This is a genomic window from Verrucomicrobia bacterium S94, from assembly GCA_004299845.1.
In the GTDB taxonomy this organism is placed as follows: domain Bacteria; phylum Verrucomicrobiota; class Kiritimatiellia; order Kiritimatiellales; family Pontiellaceae; genus Pontiella.
This window is the reverse complement of the sequence record CP036201.1, coordinates 1,572,688-1,594,789: the sequence shown is the minus strand read 5'-3', so window position 1 is coordinate 1,594,789 and position 22,102 is coordinate 1,572,688. Positions and strand designations below refer to the sequence as shown.

General features: G+C 53.3%; 15 protein-coding genes. 9 read left to right on the top strand and 6 right to left on the bottom strand.

Annotated features, from left to right (window positions below):
• The first annotated feature begins 129 nt into the window (after window positions 1-129).
• Entirely contained in the window at window positions 130-627 is a 498-nt protein-coding gene (locus EGM51_06580; GenBank protein ID QBG47075.1) for a GtrA family protein, read from the top strand.
• Here the strand turns inward: EGM51_06580 and EGM51_06575 are convergent.
• The 4 genes from EGM51_06575 to EGM51_06560 form a co-directional block, all read right to left on the bottom strand.
• On the bottom strand, window positions 611-1,261 hold the full coding sequence (locus tag EGM51_06575; protein QBG47074.1) for a phosphopantothenoylcysteine decarboxylase: 651 nt from the start codon (window positions 1,259-1,261) through the stop codon (window positions 611-613). The two genes, EGM51_06580 and EGM51_06575, sit on opposite strands and share 17 nt — an antisense overlap.
• The gene (locus EGM51_06570; GenBank protein ID QBG47073.1) at window positions 1,261-1,815 is read right to left on the bottom strand and encodes a hypothetical protein; all 555 of its coding nucleotides are present in this window, start codon (window positions 1,813-1,815) and stop codon (window positions 1,261-1,263) included. The genes EGM51_06575 and EGM51_06570 overlap by 1 nt, the downstream gene beginning before the upstream one ends.
• A 79-nt stretch (window positions 1,816-1,894) precedes the next feature.
• Window positions 1,895-2,452 carry a ribosome recycling factor gene (locus EGM51_06565; GenBank protein ID QBG47072.1) on the bottom strand — a complete coding sequence of 186 codons (558 nt, stop codon included), beginning with the start codon at window positions 2,450-2,452 and terminating at the stop codon, window positions 1,895-1,897.
• 13 nt (window positions 2,453-2,465) lie between these two features.
• Window positions 2,466-3,179, bottom strand: coding sequence for a UMP kinase (locus tag EGM51_06560; GenBank protein QBG47071.1), 714 nt, complete (start codon window positions 3,177-3,179; stop codon window positions 2,466-2,468).
• A gap of 63 nt (window positions 3,180-3,242) precedes the next feature.
• Between EGM51_06560 and EGM51_06555 the strand changes: the two genes are divergently transcribed.
• Entirely contained in the window at window positions 3,243-4,469 is a 1,227-nt protein-coding gene (locus tag EGM51_06555) for a hypothetical protein (GenBank protein QBG47070.1), read from the top strand.
• Window positions 4,470-4,482: 13 nt separating this feature from the next.
• Here EGM51_06555 and EGM51_06550 read toward each other — a convergent pair whose 3' ends face one another.
• The gene (locus EGM51_06550) at window positions 4,483-6,447 is read right to left on the bottom strand and encodes a hypothetical protein (GenBank protein ID QBG47069.1); all 1,965 of its coding nucleotides are present in this window, start codon (window positions 6,445-6,447) and stop codon (window positions 4,483-4,485) included.
• Window positions 6,448-6,523: 76 nt separating this feature from the next.
• Complete coding sequence (gene mutS / locus EGM51_06545) at window positions 6,524-9,028, bottom strand: DNA mismatch repair protein MutS (protein QBG47068.1); 2,505 nt, start codon at window positions 9,026-9,028, stop codon at window positions 6,524-6,526.
• 192 nt (window positions 9,029-9,220) lie between these two features.
• Here mutS and EGM51_06540 point away from each other — a divergent pair, with 192 nt between their 5' ends.
• The 7 genes from EGM51_06540 (at window position 9,221) to nifS (ending at window position 22,092) form a co-directional block, all read left to right on the top strand.
• The gene (locus EGM51_06540; GenBank protein QBG47067.1) at window positions 9,221-10,795 is read left to right on the top strand and encodes a Ppx/GppA family phosphatase; all 1,575 of its coding nucleotides are present in this window, start codon (window positions 9,221-9,223) and stop codon (window positions 10,793-10,795) included.
• Between the two features lie 68 nt (window positions 10,796-10,863).
• Complete coding sequence (ppk1, locus tag EGM51_06535; protein QBG47066.1) at window positions 10,864-12,969, top strand: polyphosphate kinase 1; 2,106 nt, start codon at window positions 10,864-10,866, stop codon at window positions 12,967-12,969.
• A 488-nt stretch (window positions 12,970-13,457) separates the two neighbouring features.
• Window positions 13,458-17,282 carry a bifunctional metallophosphatase/5'-nucleotidase gene (locus EGM51_06530; GenBank protein QBG47065.1) on the top strand — a complete coding sequence of 1,275 codons (3,825 nt, stop codon included), beginning with the start codon at window positions 13,458-13,460 and terminating at the stop codon, window positions 17,280-17,282.
• A gap of 230 nt (window positions 17,283-17,512) precedes the next feature.
• Entirely contained in the window at window positions 17,513-18,616 is a 1,104-nt protein-coding gene (locus EGM51_06525) for a 6-phosphofructokinase (GenBank protein QBG47064.1), read from the top strand.
• A gap of 380 nt (window positions 18,617-18,996) precedes the next feature.
• Window positions 18,997-19,902 carry a quinolinate synthase NadA gene (gene nadA / locus EGM51_06520; protein QBG47063.1) on the top strand — a complete coding sequence of 302 codons (906 nt, stop codon included), beginning with the start codon at window positions 18,997-18,999 and terminating at the stop codon, window positions 19,900-19,902.
• Between the two features lie 28 nt (window positions 19,903-19,930).
• On the top strand, window positions 19,931-20,761 hold the full coding sequence (nifU, locus tag EGM51_06515; GenBank protein ID QBG47062.1) for a Fe-S cluster assembly protein NifU: 831 nt from the start codon (window positions 19,931-19,933) through the stop codon (window positions 20,759-20,761).
• A gap of 164 nt (window positions 20,762-20,925) precedes the next feature.
• Complete coding sequence (gene nifS, locus EGM51_06510; protein QBG47061.1) at window positions 20,926-22,092, top strand: cysteine desulfurase NifS; 1,167 nt, start codon at window positions 20,926-20,928, stop codon at window positions 22,090-22,092.
• Window positions 22,093-22,102 lie beyond the last annotated feature (10 nt).

The following is a 22,102-nucleotide window of genomic DNA, read 5'->3' as shown; positions in this document are numbered from 1 at the left end:
CGTTTATTCCTTTCCTTAACTTCTGCAGTTACCCTAGCATTTCGGGCGTGTCTGCTCCATTAAAAAATAGGTGTTCCGGCCATTTATCCGGGATGAAAAATTGCTAATTCAAACAAGCTCAGATACTTTATGATGATGGAGTTCATTAAAAAAATTCTGCTGGAAAAGGATCACCCGGGCATTCAGTTCCTCAAATATGCATTTTGCGGCGGTCTGGCGTTTGCGACGGATATTACGATTTTCTATCTGACGGCTCTGTTTGTTTTTCCTGCACTGACGCCGGATGATTATTTTGCGCAGCTGCTCGGGCTCGAGATCGAACCGATTTCAGAGTCGCTACGGCTGAAGCATTTCTGGTTGTGCAAGGCTTCCGGGTTTGTCGGTGGAAACATTGTGGCCTATGTCACGAACGTGCTTTTTGTATTCAAGGGCGGAAAACACAGGATACTGCACGAGATCGCTCTGTTTCTCGGGGTTTCATTTGCTGCGTTTTTACTCAGTACCTGGTCCGGGGATGCCCTGATCCGGTTTTTCGGGGTTCAGACTACGGTATCCAACCTGACCGCGATTATTTTTGCCACGCTGTTCAATTATACCGGCCGGAAGTTTTTCATTTTTCACGGCTGATTTTTTCCAAAGCCCGGAGGATGTGTTCAGCGCATTCGGCTTTGCTGATTTTTCCCCAAGGCTCAAAACCGGAGGACGCCGCTGACAGAAAACTGAAGGAACCGGAGTCCGCACCCAATGTGGCCGGGGTGTTCAGCACGATGCCATCCAGATTTTTGGATTTCAGTTTCCGGCGGGCGTTTTTTTCTCCCTCAGTGGTCTGCAGCGCAAAACCGATAGCAATCTGATTGCGGCTTTTTGAGGTGCAGAGTGTTTTAGCAATATCCGGAGTCGGTCGAAGGTGCAACACAAGTTCTTCCTCCGACTTGGCCATTTTCTCGGTTTTCTTTTCTGCCGGGGTATAATCGGCTACAGCGGCGGCGAAGATAACCGCATCCGCAGTTTGGAAGTGCTCCTGTGCTGCGGCGAGCATTTCTTCGGCCTCCGTTATCTGAATAATCCGACCGGAAGTCCCCAGCTCCGGTAGATTGGCCGGAGCAACGGGGCCGGAAATGTAAGTGATCCTGTAGTTGCGGCGCCGGGCTTCTTCGGCAAGGGCTTTGCCCATCCGTCCGCTACTGGCATTACCGATGAAACGGACGGGGTCAATATATTCGTGTGTTGGTCCGGAAAGAATAAGCAGGCTTCGGTGCATCAGAAGACCGAGTTCAGAACGATCTGTGTGATGGCCGTCTGGGACGACAGCCGACCGTAGCCGGAGGTCCCGCAGGCCAGTCGCCCTTTTTCGGGGCCTACCTGGTGCCAGCCATAATGCAGCAGTTTTTTTACATTGTCCTGAACAACCGGGTTTTCCCACATCTGGAAATTCATGGCCGGACAAAAAATGCGCTTGCAGTCGGCTTTCAGCGAAAGGGCGCTGCATGAAACGAGGTCGTCGCCAAGACCGTGTGCAATTTTTGCAATGGTATTGGCCGTTGCCGGGATAACAAGAAATGCGTCTGCTTCCGTTGCCGGGTAGAGATGGGGGTAGATGATATCCATTCCGCCGGAGTTACTTTCCGGGAACATGGACATCAGTACTTTTTCCTGGGTCAGGGCGGCAAAGCTTGCCGGCCCCACGAATTTGGTGGCGGATTCGGTCATCACCACACGGACGTCGCAGCCGGCTTTTACCAGCTGGCTCACGACGTCGGCCGCCTTGTAGGCGGCGACACCTCCTGAAACGCCAACGAGAACTTTCGGTTTCATTGTGTCGTTATACTCCAATTTCTGCTTGTTCGATCTTCGGCAGCAGGGAATGGATTCTCATTCATGAAGAATGTATCCACTATACTTCCATAATGTCTTTTTCTTTGGCTTCGAGCATTTCATCCATCTGTTTGATGTGTTCATTGGTGGATTTCTGAATCTGCTCCAAGGCAGCGTCTCGTTCATCTTCTGTAATATCGCCGTTTTTCTGAAGGGCCTTGATCCGGTCATTGGCATCTCGACGGATATTACGGACAGAGACGCGCTGTTCTTCTGTAGTGCGGCCGGCCATTTTAACCATTTCTTTACGGCGTTCTTCAGAGAGTTCCGGAATGGGAACCCGGATCAGGCGCCCGTCGTTCATCGGGGTAATACCGATGTTTGCGGCAACGATGGCCTTTTCAATGAGGCCGAGAGAGGAGGGATCGAAGGGATTGATGACGATGAGACGCGGCTCCGGGGTGGAGATGTTGGCCAGATCGCGCAGACGGGTGGGGGTTCCGTAATAATCCACAGTAATGGTGTCAACCAGTGCCGGATTGGCTTTCCCGGTGCGCAAACCGCTGAGCTCCTGTTGCAGGAACTGTACGGTTTTATCCATTTTGTCTTCGGTTTCCAAAAGTATTTCGTCTGTCATTGTTATTCCTCGATTATGTATGTGTTACCAGTGTGCCGGACTCTACGCCGGTCAGCACATCTACCATCCCGTTTTCCTTGAAAAAGTCAAACACGACAATAGGAATGTCGTTCTCCATACAGAGCGAGAATGCCGCAGCATCCATCACCTTAAGCTGTTTGTTAAGTGCATCCTGATAGGTGATGGTTTCAAACTTTGTGGCGTCCGGATCTTTGACCGGATCCGCGGTATAAATACCGTCGACTTTGGTGGCTTTCATCAGTACATCCGCGTTGATTTCCGAGGCGCGCAGTGCTGCAGCGGAATCGGTCGTGAAATAGGGATTGCCCGTGCCGGCGCCAAAAATAACCACACGGCCTTTTTCAAGGTGGCGTACCGCTTTGCGGCGGATGAAGGGTTCGGCAATGGAGCGCATGGTGATTGCGGTCATTACGCGGGTGTCAATTCCCTCATTTTCCAGTGCATTCTGAATGGCAAGAGAGTTGATGACGGTGGCCAGCATACCCATGTAGTCACCGGTGATACGGTTGGTTCCTGACTGCGCTCCGGCCAGGCCGCGGAAGATGTTTCCTCCTCCGACCACGACGGCAATTTCGGCCCCCATTTCGAGCATGGATTTAAACTGGGCGGCCAGCATGGCCATGATTTCCGGGTCGTGGTTCAGGGCTTTTTCTTTATTCTGAAGCGCTTCACCGCTGATCTTGAGGAGGATACGTTTATACTTCATAAATTCCTTTCATGTAACAACACCTAGAGGGTAGAACATTGCACACCGTAGTGTAAATTTCCAATGTCTGGAAACTGCACCCGGAAATTGAAAATGAAGCAATTTCGAGTGTTACTGGCCATCCTGATTGCAGTCACCGCTGTGGTGGCTGTGTTGTTTGTGTGGGTACAGCCCTCCGCACCGCCGCTGCCGCCGATCCGTGCACTGTGGGTTACGCGGTTCGATTATGACAGCCCTGAAGACGTCGACCGCATTATCCGGAATGTCGGTGAAGCGGGGTTTACGGATATCTTTTTTCAGATCCGCGGAAACGGCACAGTATATTATAACAGCTCGCTTGAGCCTTGGGCGTACGAACTTTCCGGCAACCGGGTTCAGAATCTGGGAAAGGATCCCGGCTGGGATCCGCTGCAGCGGGCGATTGATTGTGCCAAACCGTATGGACTCCGGGTTCATGCCTATATGAATGTGCTGCCCGGTTGGAAGGGGAATACAGAGCCGCCGGAATCAGCAGGGCTGCTCTGGACAGCACATCCCGACTGGTTCATGGTCGATTCCTTCGGGGAAAGAATGCGCCCTACGTCGGGATGGTATGCATTTGTTAATCCGGTGGTGCCTGAGGTGCGTCAGCACCTCAAAGGAATCGTTAAAGAACTGTGTGCCTATGATGTCGCCGGCATTCATCTCGATTACATTCGCTATCCGCACGATTATCATCTTGTCGCAAAACAGCATTATCCCGACGCTTCACAGGAAGAACTGATGCGCCGCGCTGATTTTTCCTATGACTCGGCATCGCAGTCTGCGCTGTATGAGCGATACGGCTGGGATGTCACGAAAAAACAGATTGAAGATTTTCGCCGTGATTCCGTGACCAAGGTTGTTCGCGATCTTGCCTATGTAATGCAGGTGGAGCGTCCCGGTACGTGCATTCTTTCCGCCAGTGTGATGGGGGATCCGGTTGAAGGGAGACTGCATGCCTATCAGGATTCCGGGCATTGGATCCGTTCCGGACTCATAGACTGGGCGGTGCAGATGAACTATGCAACCCGCTCGTTTGACCGCTATATGAAAAGCATGCGAAAAGCGGCCGGTCGAAAGGGGTTCCGATCATCGGTTGTGGTCGGAATTTATCTGAAGCATGACGAAGAACGTATTCTGTATCAGATTGATGCGGTGAGGAAGTCAGGCTGCAGAGGATTGGCGCTGTTTTCCTATGAGTTCCTTTACGGGAAAAATCATCAGATTACAGAAAAAGGCCGGAGTGTCCTGAGAGCAATCCGGCCTTGATCGGTGTTCAAAATTATTCGGGAATGGCGATGTCCTGAAGGGATTCCGCTTGTTTCGGCTTTTGTGCCTGTTCCGCTTGTTTCTCTTGTTCGTTTGCGGCGCGGTTCTGCTCCGCCAGCTTACGGGCTTTTTCCGTGGCAGCCTGAGCTTCTTCGGTAAGTCCGGCATGTCGGCAGGCTGATGCATAGGTTGCCCAGGCCCGCAGGCTTTCGGGCATCTGCCGGGTGGCGATTCTCAGCGAAGCCACGGAATCGTTAAATTCCTTCAGCATCAGCTGACTGCTTCCAAGGCCGATCCAGGCCCCCGGTGCCGCGGTGTTGCCCTGAAGGATGAGCGAGAAGATGGATTTTGCTTCCGCCGGACGGTTGAAAGCGAGGTAGATTTTTCCGGCTCCGATCAGTTCAGCAGGATTCCCGCCTTTACTATTGCGGGCGGCATAGGCCTTGCGGGCGGATTCCAGTTTGGCCAGGCCGGCCTGCTGCAGCGCGGTGTTGTTCAACAGGTCTTTAAATTGACTCTTGTTCTGCAGGACAATGGCGGTTGTGCCGTCGAAATACGCCAGCTTCCAGATCGGATTGTGCAGCAGCGTGGCAACTCCCTGTGCGGATGCCGGTGTAAGGGTATTGATGATATAGGCTTCAGGGCGGTATTTATCCTGAATGGTATTGTATGCTTCACGGCTGCCCAGCAATGTGTTGTTGAGGGTTTTAAGTATTTCTTTGTCGTAGATGCCGGAACGGTAATCAATAAAACATTTGCGGCCGTATGTGAAGGCAAGATATCCGCCGTCTGCTGCCAGGTTGATGGCGGTTTCGGGGAAGGCCGGATGGTTGAACAGCGTTTCGAGGTCGTTCGGGAACAGATTTTCCTGAACTCCGAGGCCGAAGGTGGAGGCACTGCCGGCTCTGACATAAGCCTTGTTCCCAATGATTGGAATGATGGAGAGTATTATCAGTACCACCAGAACGCCTCCGGTCAGTGGGGCAAGCCCTTTGGCATTATCGCCGAGGAAGGATTTAAAAGAGTGATTGAGGTATTCGCTGATCGATGTAAGGCTGAGTACAATAAAGGGAAAGGCCATGGCCGCGAATAGCATGGCGGTTGCCGGTGAGGTCCAGACCAGGAAGGCACTGTAGATCGCCAGCGTGGTCAGTACGATCGGCAGACGTTTTTTGAGGGTGATCAGACCGGCGGCCCCGAGGATCATGGTGAAGAAGATCAGCGGCTTCAGTTCCGGAATCTGATAATATTCAATGAACAGGGATGACCAGTATGTCGGAGCGGGTGATTTGATGTTGGCGATCATCTGGCCGTGCATATTGAAGAAATAGGGATTAACCACGGTGCAGACCAGCAGTGCTGCCGCCAGTATGCCGAAGAGTCCGGACTGATTTTCCTGATTTTTTTTGCGTCCTCCCGGAGCTTTTGCGGCCTGACCGGCCTGTACGGCGGCCAGTGCCGCAATAATCGGACCATAGATAAAGGAGCTGTGCATATTGGTCCAGAGAATCTGGAGCGGTATCAGGCTGCCGAAAAGAACAGCAGGTGAACGGCGTGCATTCAGGATAAACAGGAAAAGGGCAATGAACAGCATCATGACGGTGCGCGGACCGACATCCACAGTCTGGAAAATCAGATGTCCGCAAATGAGCAGGGCAAAGCCCTGAGCCAGGCCGCCGCCCCATTTTTTTGAAACCTGAACAAGTAGATAGAATACGGCAACGAGTCCGACCGCATTCAGGATAATGACCAGGGGAGCCCCGCCCAGGTTCCATGCCATGTACAGCAGTTTGTCATAGAGCCAGGTGGTGTTGACAAAGGAGTCGCCCTCAATAAAAGAGATCGGTCCGTTGCTTCGGCCGAGCGCAAGGTGCGTCCAGAGTTCCGGAGTGCTTATGGTGCGCAGGCCGATGACGGCAATGAACACCAGACCCAGAATCATATAAAGGGTGGATGCACCGAACGACTTCTTACTCATGACTATACTCCCGTGTTAAACGTAAAACAGGCTAATGCGAACCGGAATATGAATGCAAGTTGCTAATTCTTTGAAATCAGAACAGATCCAGCTGCGAAATATTCGCTTTAAGTTTGTGGGGCCGCTTCTTCGCGAGTTTCGGTTGACCCGTATCACCGAATTCTCCCTCTTCGAGATTGGTCAGTATATCGCTGGCTCTTTCAATCACCGCATCCGGCAGACCGGCCAGCCGGGCTACCTGAATGCCGTAACTCTTGTCTGCCGCACCGGGAACGATTTTTCGCAGGAAGGTGATTGAATCACCTTTTTCTTTCACCAGTACACTGAAGTTCTGCACATTTTTCAGCGTAAGTGCGAGGTCGGTCAGCTCGTGATAATGCGTGGCAAAAAGCGTTTTGGCTTTCATGGCTTCATTTTTGCAAAGAAATTCCGCAACCGACCACGCAATGCTGATGCCGTCGAATGTCGAGGTGCCGCGTCCGATTTCATCGAGTACGATGAGGCTTTTCGGGGTGGCGTTGTTCAGAATGTTGGCGGTCTCCTGCATCTCCACCATAAAAGTGGAACGTCCGCGCGCCAGGTCATCACTCGCTCCCACGCGGGTGAAGACGCGGTCTACGATTCCGATCTCGGCTTTCGCTGCCGGCACAAAACCGCCCATGTGGGCCATAATGGTGATCAGCGCCACCTGCCGGATATACGTTGATTTACCGGCCATATTAGGACCGGTAATGATAATCAGCTGATGGGTTTCCCGGTCCAGTCGGGTATCGTTCGGAACAAAGCGTTCAGCCTCTGGCATCTGTTCCACCACGGCATGGCGTCCATCTTTAATATCCAGCCGCCCGTGGTCATTCATCAGCGGGCGGGTATAATTATTGGCCAGTGCCCGCTCTGCAAAAGTGGAGAGTACGTCCACCTGGCCGATGGCCAGTGCATTTTGCTGAATGGTTTCAAGATGCTCGACCACCTGGCGCCTGACTTCATTGAAGATTTCCTGTTCCAGGGCCACTGAGCGCTCCTGCGCCCCGAAGATTTTATTTTCGTATTCTTTCAGTTCCGGCGTGATGTAGCGTTCGGCATTGACGAGAGTCTGTTTGCGGATGTAGTCCTCCGGCACCAGAGAAACATTGGCTTTGCTAACCTCGATATAGTAGCCGAAGACCTTGTTGTGGCGCACCTTCAGATTTTTGATGCCGGTGCGCTCCATTTCCGAGGCCTGGAAATCGGCCAGCCATTTGCGGCCCTGGGTAGCCGCATCGCGCAGTTCGTCCAGTTCGGGATGGTAGCCTTCACGAATCACACCGCCGTCTTTGAGGGTGGTCGGAGGTTCATCAACAATGGCCGATTCGATCAGCGCCACCACTTCGGGCAGAGTGGTGATCTGTTCTCCGAGCGTTTCGAGCATGGTTCCCTTATTGAGCAGAAGCGATTTTACCAGAGGCATCTGCTGCAGCGATACGCCCATGGCCCGCACATCGCGCGGATTGCCGGAGGTGGAACCGATACGGGAAATCAGACGCTCAACATCCTTGATATCGCTCAGTACGTCACGGAGCGAGCGAAGGTAGGTCTGGTTGTTGACCATCAGTTCGACGGCATCGTGCCGGGCGTTGATCTGCTTGAGATTATTCAGCGGTCGCAGGACCCATTCGCGCAGTAGACGGCCACCCATGGCCGTGCAGGTGGAATCGAGTACATTCAGGAGCGTGGCTTTATAGGCCTGTCGGTTGGAGTTGATCGGGGCAACCAGTTCCAGATTGGTCACGGTGGTTTCATCCAGCAGCATGTAGTCCGCCGGATTTTTTACACGGATACTGCGGACGTGATCCAGGTTGCGGCGCAACTCGGTTTTGCAATAATAAAGCACGGCACCGGCGGCTCCGAGGGCGGCGCTCATTCCGGAGCAACCGAAACCTTCCAGCGAATGTACATCAAAATGGCGCAACAGAATGTCATTGGCTGTGGCGGCCTCGAAGGTCCAGTCTTCGCAGGCGGTCAAAAGGGTGTTGGTGGCTTCGAGCGTCAGTTCAGTGAATTCCGGTGTATTCATCTGCTCTTCGGCCACAACGCATTCGGCCGGGGCATAGCGTGAGAGATTCGACTGCACGCTCTGTACATCGTTGGATTCCTCGATCCAGAATTCGCCGGTGGAAAGGTCCAGCATAGCCATACCGAACCGGTTTTTCCCCTTAAAAAGACCCGCCAGAAAATTGTTCTGGTTTCCTTCCAGAACCACTTCGTCGAGAATTGTTCCGGGGGTGACAATGCGGGTCACATCGCGTTTAACCACGCCTTTGGCCGTGGCCGGATCTTCGACCTGCTCACAGATGGCGACCTTTACGCCGGCTTTGACGAGCCGTTCCAGATAGCCGCCGGCGGAGTGGTAGGGCACACCGCACATGGGGGTGTTGTGGCGCTTGGTCAGTGTGATACCGAGAATGTCCGAGGCGGTTTTTGCATCATCGAAAAACATTTCGTAAAAGTCACCCAGTCGGAAAAAGAGAATGGTATCTTCCGGCAGCTCGCGCCGGATGGTCCGGTATTGCTGCATCATCGGTGTTTCTTTTTTATCTGCCATTCGTTCTCCCATGAAAATCAGAGGACACAGTGTAGCCGCCGCGTTGTATGAATCAATCCAGAAAGGCCGCTGATCAACCGGAATCGGAAAAGAAGAGTAAAGAACGGAGGTCGTGCGTTAACAAAACATTAACATTCATTGCGTTTGGCCGGAACAGTTTCTATCGTAGTGTACGCATGAGGACCTCATAAGATGGCAGAAAAAGCAAAGAATTCCACAGCCTATCAGCTCAAAGCGGTGATCGATATCGGCTCCACCTCTATTCGTATGGTTGTGGCGGAGGTTTTCCGGAACGGAACTTTCCGGACTCTGGATACCCTCAATCAGAGTGTTTCGATCGGCAGCGACACCTTTACCCGCGGCCGCATTTCCCGGTCAACGATTGCGGATGCTGTCAAAGTGTTGCGTAATTTCGCGAGCGTACTCAAAGAGTATAACATTGATCCGCAGAAGGATGTCTCGGCAGTGGCCACCAGCGCGGTACGCGAGGCACGTAATCGCGATGAGTTCATTGACCGTGTTTCCATGGCAACGGATTTCGAGGTGCAGGTGATTGAGGGAACCGAAGTCAACCGCCTGACTTTTCTGGCGATCCGGCCGATATTGAACAAATATTCCAGTCTTCGGAAAAACAGACTGCTGGTCGCGGAAGTCGGCGGCGGAAGTACGGAACTGCTGGGGCTGGATGAGGGGCGCGTTTCGTTTGCCCATATTTACCGCATGGGGGCCTATCGGCTGCGCGAAGCCATGGATGATCAGGAAGGTTCCGATGCACGGAAACGCGAAGTGCTGCAGATGGAGATTGATTCCAATATCCGCCAGTGCCGCGATGCGGTACCGCGCGATGGAGTGCCGCTTTCGCTGCTCCTGATGGGCGGCGAGGCCCGCTTTACGGCGCAGATGGTGGAGGAGGATTGGGACGAACAGACGGTCATTGAAATCAAAGTGGGTGATCTTGAAAAGCTGGCCGACCGGATTCTTCCGATGGATGTGGAAAAAGTGGTCCGCAAATACCATATGACTTTGGAAGAGGCGCAGACGCTGGCACCTGCACTTTTAACCTATGTGAAACTGGCCCAGGCCTTCGGATTGAAAAAAGTGTTCATCTGCGGCGCGTCATTGCGCGACGGTCTGTTGACGGAAGCCGCGAGTGGAGAAACCTGGAGCGAGGATTTCGTGGAGCAGGTGCTGCATTCGGTGCACGAGGTCGGACGGCGCTATCAGCTGGATCAGAATCATGCCGACTGTGTGACGGAAATTGCGCGTGCGATTTTCCGGGCATTGAAAAGTGTACATAAACTGGGTTTTCGGCATGAAGTGATTCTGACGGTGGCTGCCCAACTTCATGATGTCGGCATGTTTATCGGAAGCAGCAGTCATCATAAACACAGTCAGTATATTATTGAAAACAGTGACATTTTCGGGCTCGGCGAAGAGGATATTCAGCTGGTGGCGCTCGTGGCGCGGTATCATCGCCGGGCGAACCCGCGGCCAGGGCATCCGGGTTACGGAACACTCTCCCGCAAAAACCGGCTGACGGTGAATAAGCTGGCTGCGATTCTTCGGGCCGCCGATGCGTTTGACCGTTCGCACACGCAGGCAATCCGAAATGTTAAGGTCATTGTCGCCGAAGAAGAGGTGGTGGTTGAAACCACTCAGACCGGTGATTTTACGGCGGAAAAACGGGCGCTTGCGGGTAAGGCCAAACTGTTTGAGCGGGTTTACGGCCGCACGATGATTTTAAGAGCCCGAAGAAGACGGGGATAGAAGGATACTGAAGAATCCGGAATGTAGAAGACTGAATCTGCGGACGGAAAAAAGCGGGTAAATGAAGAATGGCGAAAACGGCACCGATACCAGAATATTTTAACCGGGAACTGAGCTGGCTTGAGTTTAATCAGCGGGTACTCGAACAGGCGAAAGATCCGGGCAGTCCGGTGCTGGAGCGGCTGAAGTTTCTGGCCATCACGGCCTCTAATCTGGATGAGTTTTTTATGGTTCGCGTCGGAGGTTTGTCCATGGCCCGTAAAGCGGGACTGCGCAAAAAGGATCCGGCGGGCATGACCCCGCTTGCGCAGTTGAAGGAGATCTATCCGCGTTCGCGCAAAATGATGGGGGAACTGCACCGCTGTTTTAACGATGCGGTTTCGCCTGCACTGCAGGAGGGCGGAATCCGGCATGCGGATTTACACGCAATGACGGCGGAGCAGGACACATTTCTATTCGAACTTTTCAAAGAAGAGCTGTTCCCGGTGATTACGCCGGTGGCGCTGCGCGACGGGCAGAGTGTTCCGATGATTCAGAATCTTGCGCTGAATGTACTGGTGCGGATGCAGCGTAGAGGTTCCCGGGATCGGAAAAATCTTTATGCGGTGATGTCGCTGGACCGGGTCGGTTCACGGATGGTGCAGCTTCCGTCCGATGAGGGCTATGTTTATGTGCTGCGCGAAGAAGTGGTCAAAAAATATGCGGCCGACTGGTTTCCGGGCTATGATATTCGCGAAAGTGCTGTTTTCCGTATTACCCGTAACGCTGATTTCGCGGTCGCTGAAAATGAAGCACCGGACCTGATGCGGGGTATGGAGGATGTGCTGGAGGAACGGAAAACCGGCGACTGTATCCGGCTTGAAGTGGAATCTTCCGTCTCCAAAGGGCTGCTGAATTTTCTTTCAACAAGTCTTCAGGTGGCCGCTGAGGCCACGTTCCCGGTTGACGGCGTGCTGAATATGAAGGATTTCATGTCGCTGGCTTTTATTCCCGGATATGATGAACTCAAGGTGGAACCGTGGCCGCCTCAGGCGTCGCCGGATGTGATTCCGAATGAACCGATGTCCGGTCAGATTGCGAAAAAGGATCTGCTGTTTTATCACCCCTACGAAACATTTGATCCGGTGGTTCGTTTTATCGAAGAGGCCGCGATTGATCCGGATACCATGGCGATCAAGATGGTGCTCTATCGTACCAGTTCCGACAGTGCCATTATTGCGGCATTGAAACGTGCGGCGGAACACGGGGTGAATGTGACGGTGCTGATGGAGCTCAAAGCTCGGTTCGATGAGGCTCAGAATATTTCCTGGTCACGCACGCTGGAGCAGTGCGGCGTGCAGGTTATCTATGGCGTGAAAGGATATAAAACACACGCTAAAATCTGTATGGTGGTGCGGCGCGAGCCGGCGGGTGTGGTGCGCTACTGCCATTTCGGCACCGGGAACTATAACGAATCCACTGCCCGGCTTTATAGCGATATCAGTTATATGACCTGTAATCCGGATCTTGGAAATGATGCTTCCGGCTTCTTCAATGCGCTTTGCGGATATGCACAGCCGCGCGATTTCAGTCTCATCAGCATGGCACCGATCAGCATGCGCGATAAACTGCTGGAGCTGATTGACTTCGAAATCGAGCGTGCCAAAAAAGGAAAAAAGGCGTTGGTGAATGCCAAGGTGAATTCGCTGGTGGATGTGACGCTGTCGGAAAAACTCTATGAAGCGGCTAATGCGGGGGTGAAAATCAGCCTGAACATTCGTGGAATCTGCTGCCTGAAACCGATTCCTAATATTACGGTCACGAGCATTATTGACCGCTATCTGGAACATGCGCGCATCATTCATTTTCATCACGGAGGAAAACCGCGGGTCTATATTTCCAGTGCGGACTGGATGCCGCGTAATCTGGATAAACGTCTGGAGCTGATGGTGCCGGTGGAGGATCCGGACTGCCGGGACCGGCTGATTAGGATTCTAGATATTCACAGGTCGGACAACCAGAGTGCATGGGAGCTTAAGCCATCCGGAATCTATGAGCGGGTTATTAAGCGCGGTGCGAAAAAGATCCGGAGCCAGGAGCTGCTGTATAAAAACGCCTGCGCGGCACTTGCCGATGCTGAAAAAAAGCGTCGGACGCGTTTTGAACCGCACCGGCCGGAATCTCAAAGCATATAACCGTTCTTTAACGTTGTTCTAACGGGCTTTAGCAGGATGCCAACCGGTGTCTAGTTGGAGCCCGATTTTTTCCTAACATTGGGTCGGAATTATGGGCTCCATTAAATTCGGGGAGCTTGATGATCAGAAATCCACTCTTTTATATCCGCTATTCATCACGGCATTCTTTTCCTCAGTCGGAGAGGGCTGTGTTCATGAGCGGGGAATCCATGATTATGAATCTGCGGCATAGGTGCGGATCCGGACGTTATTTCCGTCGGGACGGCCGTTTTTCTGTTCGACCACTCCGGCTGGTTTCGCGGATAGCTGTTTCTGCAGCATCAAACACGTAAATCGCAGATACTAAAAGTGAAACCGGGAGAGGGGGATTGAACTCCCGGTCGGTGACCGCGTTCCGGAAGGTATTTTTTCCATCACTTAACAACGGTCTGCACCTTACGGAGACCAAAACTGTGCATAAACATCATCAACAAAAGGAGCATGAACGAATGAAAAGACTACTGACCGGCCTGTTGCTGGCATCCGCCGTTGCGGGTGTACAGGCTCAAATGACCCATTCATACGGTGAGGAAGAGCTGCCCGGTAAACCGGATGTGGGTTCATATAGCCGCAGCATTACAGCGGAGTACGCTGCTGCGGCGGTTGCCGACCCTATTGCACTGGTGCCTGTCGGCACCGTTGAACTGGCTGACGGTGCGGAAATCGTGGCCTTTGATAAGGGAACCCAATCCGCGTTTGTTACTACTCCGGAAGATGGACTGGTGATCGTGGATCTGTCGGATCCGGCCAATCCGGTACAGACCGGTTTGCTGCTGACCAATGAATTGATCAACAGTGTTGCAGTGTACAACGGACTGGTTGCTGTTGCTGTAGAAAGCGGTTCCGGCGCAGTTGGCGAAGTGGTCTTTCTGGACGCCGCAACCGGTGCTGAAAGCAATCGCGTAGCTGTCGGTATTCTGCCGGACAATGTGGTTTTTTCGCCGAACGGTATGATGGTATTGACCGCCAACGAAGCGGAAACCGCAGACCATGAAGATTTCGGCGAGGGTTCGATCAGTGTGATTGATCTGTCCGCCGGCGTGGCATCAGCGACAGTGACCAATCTCGGTTTTGCGGCATTCGACAGTCAGACCAACGCCTTGCGTGCTGCTGGCGTGCGCATTTTTCCGGTCCGCCTGCCGTCCGTTGATTTTGAACCGGAATTTGTTTCGGTTTCTCCGGATAACACCAAAGCGTTTGTCACTCTGCAGGAAAACAATGCAATGGCCGTGGTGGATCTCACGGTTCCGGAAATTACAGAAATCGTTCCGCTCGGCCTGAAAGACTGGAGCCTTCCGGAAAATACGCTGGATGCTGGCGATAAAGACGACGGTATAAACATGACCAATTATCCGTTTTTCGGCATGTATATGCCTGACACTATTGTTTCTTACGAAGCAGGCGGTAAGGCCTATTATGTCATCGCCAACGAAGGGGATTCCCGTGATGCCGCCGATGATGAAACCCGTCTGGAAGATGAAATCCTTGATTCCACGGTCTTCCCGAATGCCGCCGGGCTGCAGACGGATGACACCGCCGGCCGGCTGAAAATTTCGCTGCTGGATGCTGACACGGATAACGACGGCGATCTGGATGTGGTCTATGCCTACGGCGGACGTTCTTTTTCCATTCTGGATGAAAACGGGGTCATGGTTTACGACTCGGCGGATGATTTTGAAAGCTATCTGGCGACGGAACGCCCGGCGCTGTTTAATATCAATGACGGTGATCCGGAAGAGTTTGATAAACGTTCCGATGACAAGGGGTGTGAGCCGGAAGCGGTTGAAGTCGGTGTTGTCGGCGGCGAAACCTACGCCTTTATCGGGCTGGAACGCGTTGGCGGTATCATGGTGTATAACGTCAGCGATCCGCTGAATCCGATGTTTGTTGATTTCGCCCGCCTCTACACGGACGATGCGCCGGAAGGGTTGGACTTTGTGCCGGCCGCTTCCAGCCCGACGGCCAGCCCGTTGCTGCTGGTGGCTAATGAAGGAAGCAGCACTCTTACCGTTTATGAAATCGTAAACGGAACTGAAGGCGGTGTGAGTATGCAGTTCCTTCACGCGTCCGACCTTGAAGGAAGTGTGGACGCCATTGAAAACGCGCCGAATTTTGCCGCTGTGGTTGAAGCGCTTGAAAATGAAGCCGCTGGAATGGGCGTTGAAAGTGTGCTGCTCTCTGCCGGCGATAATTATATTCCGGGTCCGTTTTTCTCGGCGGCCGGTGACGGCAGCATGCGCTCTGTATTCCAGTCGGTTTATCAGAACTTTTACGGTGAATTCGGTCTGGACAATGTGCGGGAAGGCGGCGGACGTGCCGACATCACCATCATGAATCTGATCGGTTTCGATGCCTCCTGCTTCGGCAACCACGAATTTGATGCCGGTGCCGGTGCCGTGGCTGAAATTGTCGGTCAGGATCTGCGGGGCGGTACGCTGAATGATGTCCGCTGGCCGGGAGCCCAGTTCCCGTATCTGAGTGCCAATCTGGACTTCAGCGGAGACACCGACATGAGCGGACTCTTCACCAATGCGCTGCTGGAAAGTACTGCATTTTCCACCGATGCTGCAAACCTGACGAATCCCGTTCCGAAAATTGCGCCGCTGACCATCATCAATGCGGGCGGCGAACGTATCGGTGTGGTAGGTGGAACCACCCCGATGCTGGAAAACATCTCATCGCCCGGCGATGTGGCGGTTAAAAATCCGGGAGCCGGCTCCAACGATATGGAAGATCTTGCGGAAATCCTGCAACCGGAAATTGATCGTCTGACGTTTGCCGGCGTAAACAAGATTGTATTGGTAACGCATCTGCAGCAGCTGGCGCTCGAAACCGAGCTGCTTCCTCTGCTGAGCGGAGTGGATATTGTGATTGCGGGAGGTTCCGATACGCTGCTTGCGGATGGAACGGATCGACTTCGCTTCGGGGATACGGCGGAAGACATGTATCCGCGCGTGGCTTTCGGCAAAGACGGGGAACCGGCTCTGATTGTGAGCACCGATGGTGAATACAGTTATGTCGGTCGCCTGGTTGTGGACTTCACCGCCGCCGGACAGGTGGTGGTTGATAACCTGGACCATACGGTTAACGGTGTATATGCAACGGATGATCAGGGGGTGAGCAACCTCTGGGGATCGGTGGCTGCAGCTTATTATGCCGACGGTAAAGCGGACCGTGTTTCGGAAGTGACGGATGGTGTTGAAGGGGTCGTGATTGCCAAAGACGGCAACATTTTCGGTCATACGTCGGTCTTTATCGAAGGCCGTCGCGAATTTGTTCGCAAAGAGGAAACCACGCTGGGTGATCTCAGCGCGGATGCCAACCTTTGGATGGCGCAGATGGCGGATCCGACAGTGGTGGTTTCGCACAAAAACGGCGGAGGTATCCGTGCGGGAATCGGGGCGGTTGACGGGTATACCGGTGAACTCCTTCCGCCGCAGGCCAACGCGCTTTCCGGTAAAATGGAGGGGCAGATCTCGCAGCTGGATATTGAAAACTCTCTGCGTTTCAATAACGGCCTGACGCTGATGACTCTGACGGCGGCTCAGCTGTTTGAAGTGGTTGAGCATGCAGTCGCTGCAACGGAAGAGGGGGCCACCCCCGGACAGTTCGGTCAGTTTTCCGGACTCTCGTTTACTTTCGATCCGGAGGCTCCGGCCTACAGTCGGGTGCAGTCGCTGGCCCTGACAGACGCTTCTGGGAACCCAACCAATGCGCTGGTGGTCGGTGGATCGCTGGTGGCGGACTCCGTGCAGCCAATCCGTATCGTTACGCTGGACTTCCTGGCAAAGAGCGGGGGCGATGGCTACGACTTTCCGAGCTACTACGCTGCGGATTCCAACTTTGCGGATCGTGTGGATCTGTCCGATGCCGGTCTGCCGGACGGTCTGGCGCTCTTTGCGAATGCTGGCAGCGAGCAGGATGCGCTGGCGGAATATCTCGCAACCTTCTATCCCACCAACGGTGCGGCATATGCCACCGTAGAAGCTCCGGTATCGGAAGATATGCGTATCATCTACCTCTCCGCTCAGGACGATACGCTGTTCGATCCAGCGGGCGGCCGCATTGGAGTCGATGCCGTGACCGGTGAGCGGATGGTGAGCTGGGATGTGGTGCCGGGTGCGGCCTATCAGGTGCTGTTTGCCACCAACCTGACCCAGGAAATCTGGATGGATGTCGGAGGCAGTGTGACCGCCTCCAACAGCACCCTGGGCATCTATGATGCCGTGGATCGTGGTCCGGAAGGCTTCTACACCATCAGGCAGGCTGAATAGTCTGAAAAGAAGTCATTCATCGGGGCAGGCTTTTTCGGGCCTGCCTTTACTTTTTGGCTCGGCGACCGAATGGGTTGTTCATTTTCGGTCACATCCGGGAAATCCATTCCGTCGTCGGGATCATCGGTGCGGTGCGGGCGGTTTCAGAACCTGCGGCGGTTTTCTTTTTGTGGACAGGTTTCCGAGGTTTGGACTGGCGGAACCCCTGCCGGGCGGAATAGATTTCAGAAATGGCAACTAAAACTAAAACTATCGGAATTTTAACGTCGGGCGGTGATTGTCCGGGACTTAACGCTGCGATTCGCGGCGTCGCGAAAGCGGCTCTGGCGCAGGGAACCAAAGTAATCGGGATTCTGGATGGATTCCGGGGACTGGTGGAAAACCGGACGATGACGCTGGAAGATAAAGATGTCAGCGGCATTCTGACGCATGGCGGAACGTTTCTGGGATCGAGCCGCGACAAACCGCATAAAATGCCTATGGGTGAAAAAGTGCTGGATATGACCGAGGTGGCGGTTTCCAATGCCCGGAAAAACCATATTGACTGTCTGGTCTGTCTGGGAGGCAACGGAACCCAGAAAAATGCTATGCGGCTGCATGAGGCGGGGCTGGATGTGCTGACGCTGCCGAAAACCATTGATAACGATGTGGCCGGCACTGATATCACTTTCGGCTTCGATTCTTCCATGGCGATTGCAACTGAAGCTATTGACCGTCTGCATACTACGGCCAGCAGTCATCACCGTGCGATTGTCTGCGAAATCATGGGGCATAAGGCCGGATGGCTGGCTCTGGGTGCCGGAATCGCGGGCGGAGCGGATGTGATTCTGCTGCCGGAAATTCCTTATGATCTGGACTATATCGTTGAGCACCTGATGGCACGGCGTCATCACAGTAAACGGTTTTCAATTATTGCCATTGCAGAAGGGGCCATTTCCAAAGAGGAAGCGGCTGAGGGACGAAAAAAGAAAAAGCCGGTTCGGAAAAAAGAAAACGGCATGATGCTGATCGAAGAGCCTGTGGCCAGCCGGATTGCGCGGCAGATTCAGCAGGCGGCGGGAATCGAGGTGCGCTTTACTTCGCTGGGGCACGTTCAGCGCGGCGGATCGCCGACGGCGACCGACCGGCTGCTTTCCACCCGGCTGGGCACCAAAGCAGGCGAGCTGCTGCACGATGGGGTGTACAATGTGATGGTGGGCCTGAAGGGGGAGCGGTGTGTGGCCGTTCCGCTTGAGGATGTTGCCGGTCGCACGAAAGTGGTGCCTGCCGGTCATCCATGGCTCAAAACTGCAGTCCTGGTGGATACCTGTCTGGGAGATAAGCTCGATTTCTAGCCGGGCTTATTTTCTGTTGATTTCGGTGGACGGCTGTGGCGGCGGGGCGTTAGAACCGCCGCATATTTCAACCGGGACAGATCCATGGGATGCAAAAAAGGCCAATCGACCCATAAACGGAAAAAAGACCATTTTGAGTGCCGGAAATGTGGTGCTGTGGTGAAAAACAAAAGCAAGGTCTGTAAGCCGAAACGGCTGAAAGACTGATCTCCGGTCTTTGTACATTCCGTTTAATTTTTACGTCAAAAATTTCCGGAATCAACAAAACTAATACAACAATGTAGGTTTTGCAGTCGGGGATTACCGGGAACTGTCATCCTTTTTGTTTTGTTTTTGCTGCGGTCTTCGTTTTATATACGCCGCTTTGCCGAGGACAAACTATGCAGACAATCGAAGAGAAAATTCAGAAACTGAAGCATGAACGCGGGGCGATCATCATTGCCCATAACTACCAGCCCGATGAGGTGCAGGCTATTGCCGATTTCACCGGTGACTCGCTGGAGCTGAGCCGCAAGGCCGCCGAGCTGGATGAAGAGGTTATTGTCTTCTGCGGAGTGCATTTTATGGCCGAGACCGCCGCCATACTGAGCCCGGAAAAGCAGATCCTTTTGCCGGACCAGTTTGCGGGATGCCCGATGGCTGATATGATTACCGCCGAAGCACTTCGGGCTAAAAAGGCCGAGCATCCGGATGCGGTGGTCATCGCCTATGTAAACAGTTCGGCTGCGGTAAAAGCGGAATGTGATCTCTGTGTGACGTCATCCAATGCCATGAAAATTGTGGACTCTGTTCCGGCCGACAAAGAGATTATCTTTGTGCCGGATACGCATCTGGGGCATTACATTCAGGAGGAGCTCGGACGCGATATGATTATCTGGGATGGCTACTGCCCGACACATGCCCGGATCCGCGATGTGGATGTTAAGCGCGAGCTTGAGGATCATCCGAATGCAAAAGTTATGGCGCACCCGGAGTGTCCGCTCCCGATTCGCGACTTGGCAGACTACCTGCTATCGACCGGGCAGATGATAACTCACGCCAAAGAGTCGGACGAAACGGAATTTATTGTGGCCACAGAAATGGGGCTGCTGTACCGCCTTCGTAATGAAAATCCGGAAAAGAAATTTTATTCCGTCAGCGACCGTGCTCTTTGTCCGAATATGAAAAAGATCGATCTGGAGAAGGTGCTCTGGTCTCTTGAGGACATGCAGCATCGCGTTACCGTCCCCAGGGAAACCGCTGATAAAGCCCGTCTCTCGATCGAACGAATGCTCGAATTGAGCTGATCGGAAAGACCAGGGGTAAATAACCAGAATGTGGGAATATACAGATACAGTAACCGACCACTTTAAAAATCCGCGAAACGTAGGGGCGGTTGAAAATCCGGATGGGGACGGATTGGCCGGCTCGCTGGCCTGCGGCGATGCGTTGCGGCTTACGTTTAAACTTGATGATGAAAAGCGCATCTGCGAAGCCAAATTCCAGACCTTCGGCTGTGCTTCAGCCATAGCTTCCTCTTCGGCGCTGACCGAAATGCTGATCGGCAAGACGGTTGAAGAGGCCGAGGAGATTACCAACGCGGACATCATTGCCTATCTCGGGGATTTGCCGAAACAGAAGGTGCACTGCTCTGTGATGGGGCGCGAGGCTCTTGAAGCGGCAATCTATAATTACCGTACCGGGAAAAAACTCGATAAGCATATCGACGGCGAGGTGGTCTGCCATTGTTTCGGAGCCACCGATAAAGAGATTGAAAAGATCACCCGCGAGCAGAAGCTTACAACGACTGAGGATGTGACCGATGCCTGCAAAGCAGGCGGGGGTTGCGGTCAGTGCATTCCGGAGATTGAGGCGATCATCAACCGCGTGATCGGTGAGGAAAAGGCGAAAGAAGAGCCGAAACCGAAATTGACGCAGCTTCAGAAAATCCGATTGATTGAAGAGACGATTGATCGGCAGGTGCGTCCGATTCTGCGCCGCGATAACGGCGATCTGGAATTGCATGATGTGGACGGGGATAAAGTGCTCGTCAAATTTGTCGGGGCCTGCATCAGCTGTCCGGTATCCGCCGTGACCCTTAAAGATGTAGTGGAAACCCAGTTGCGCGATGCCGTTTCTCAGGACATTGTCGTGGAGGCGGTATAGTTCAGAGCGGCCTGCTCGAAGTGCCGTGCAGAAACGGTCTGATGCACGAGCAGGAACGCAAAGGTCTTCCGGCTGAATATAAGGTTTCCATTTTGAGGAGCCGTTGAGCCGGGAGGTGATCTGGAATCCGTTTTACGATCTTTTTGAACGATAGGAATAAAAACATGAAACAGCCGGTTTATATCGATAACAACGCTACGACACAAATTGCGCCGGAAGTCACAGAGGCTATTCTCCCTTATTTTACCGAACACTGGGGTAATCCGTCTTCGATGCATAATTTCGGAGGAAAAGTGAAACGTGCGCTGGATACAGCGCGTGAACAGGTGGCGGCTCTGATTGGCGCCGAGCATCCGAATGAAATTATTTTTACCAGTTGCGGGTCTGAATCCGACAACCTTGCGATCAAAGGGGCTGTTGATGCCATGGGCGGGCATCCGCATATTATGACCACCCGGGTGGAGCATGCCGCAGTGCTGGGGCCGTGTCATTATCTGGAAGACAAAGGATTCCGTCTTACAACGCTGGATGTCGATGACAAAGGCCGGCTGGATCTGGATGAGATCCGCGAAAAGTCGGAGTCCGGGAAAAAGACGATGGCCTCCATCATGTGGGCGAATAATGAGACCGGTGTGGTTTTTCCCATTCCTGAAATTGCGGAAATCATCAAGGAGGGGGGCGGAATCTTTCATACGGATGCCGTGCAGATTGCCGGTAAGCTTCCGGTTTCCGTAAAGGATATCCCGGTGGATATGCTTTCAATATCCGGGCATAAGCTGCATGCTCCCAAAGGAATCGGAGCGCTGTATGTCCGCCGCGGAACAAAAATTACCCCGCAGATTATGGGCGGACATCAGGAGCGGGGTCGGCGCGCCGGAACGGAAAATGTGCCGTATATTGTGGGGTTAGGAAAAGCCTGTGAGCTGGCCCGGGAACGTATGGAGCAGGATGTGGCGCATGAACGTAAACTGCGCGATCGTCTGGAAAAGGGCATTCTGGCGACCTGTAAAGGAGCGCGGGTGAATGGCGATACAGAAAACCGGCTGCCGAATACAACCAATATCAGTTTCGAATATGTAGAAGGTGAGGCGATTCTGCTTATGATGGATGATCAGGGGATCTGCGCTTCAACCGGTTCTGCCTGTGCTTCAGGATCGTTGGAACCGTCGCATGTACTCCGCGCCATGGATGTGCCGCGCTCCAGTCTGCACGGTTCCATCCGGCTCAGTCTCAGTCGCTATAATACGGAAGAGGATATTGATACTGTGCTCGAAAAACTGCCGGTCATTATCAGTCGTTTACGCGAGCTGTCTCCTTTTGCCAACGACTGAGCGCAATCCA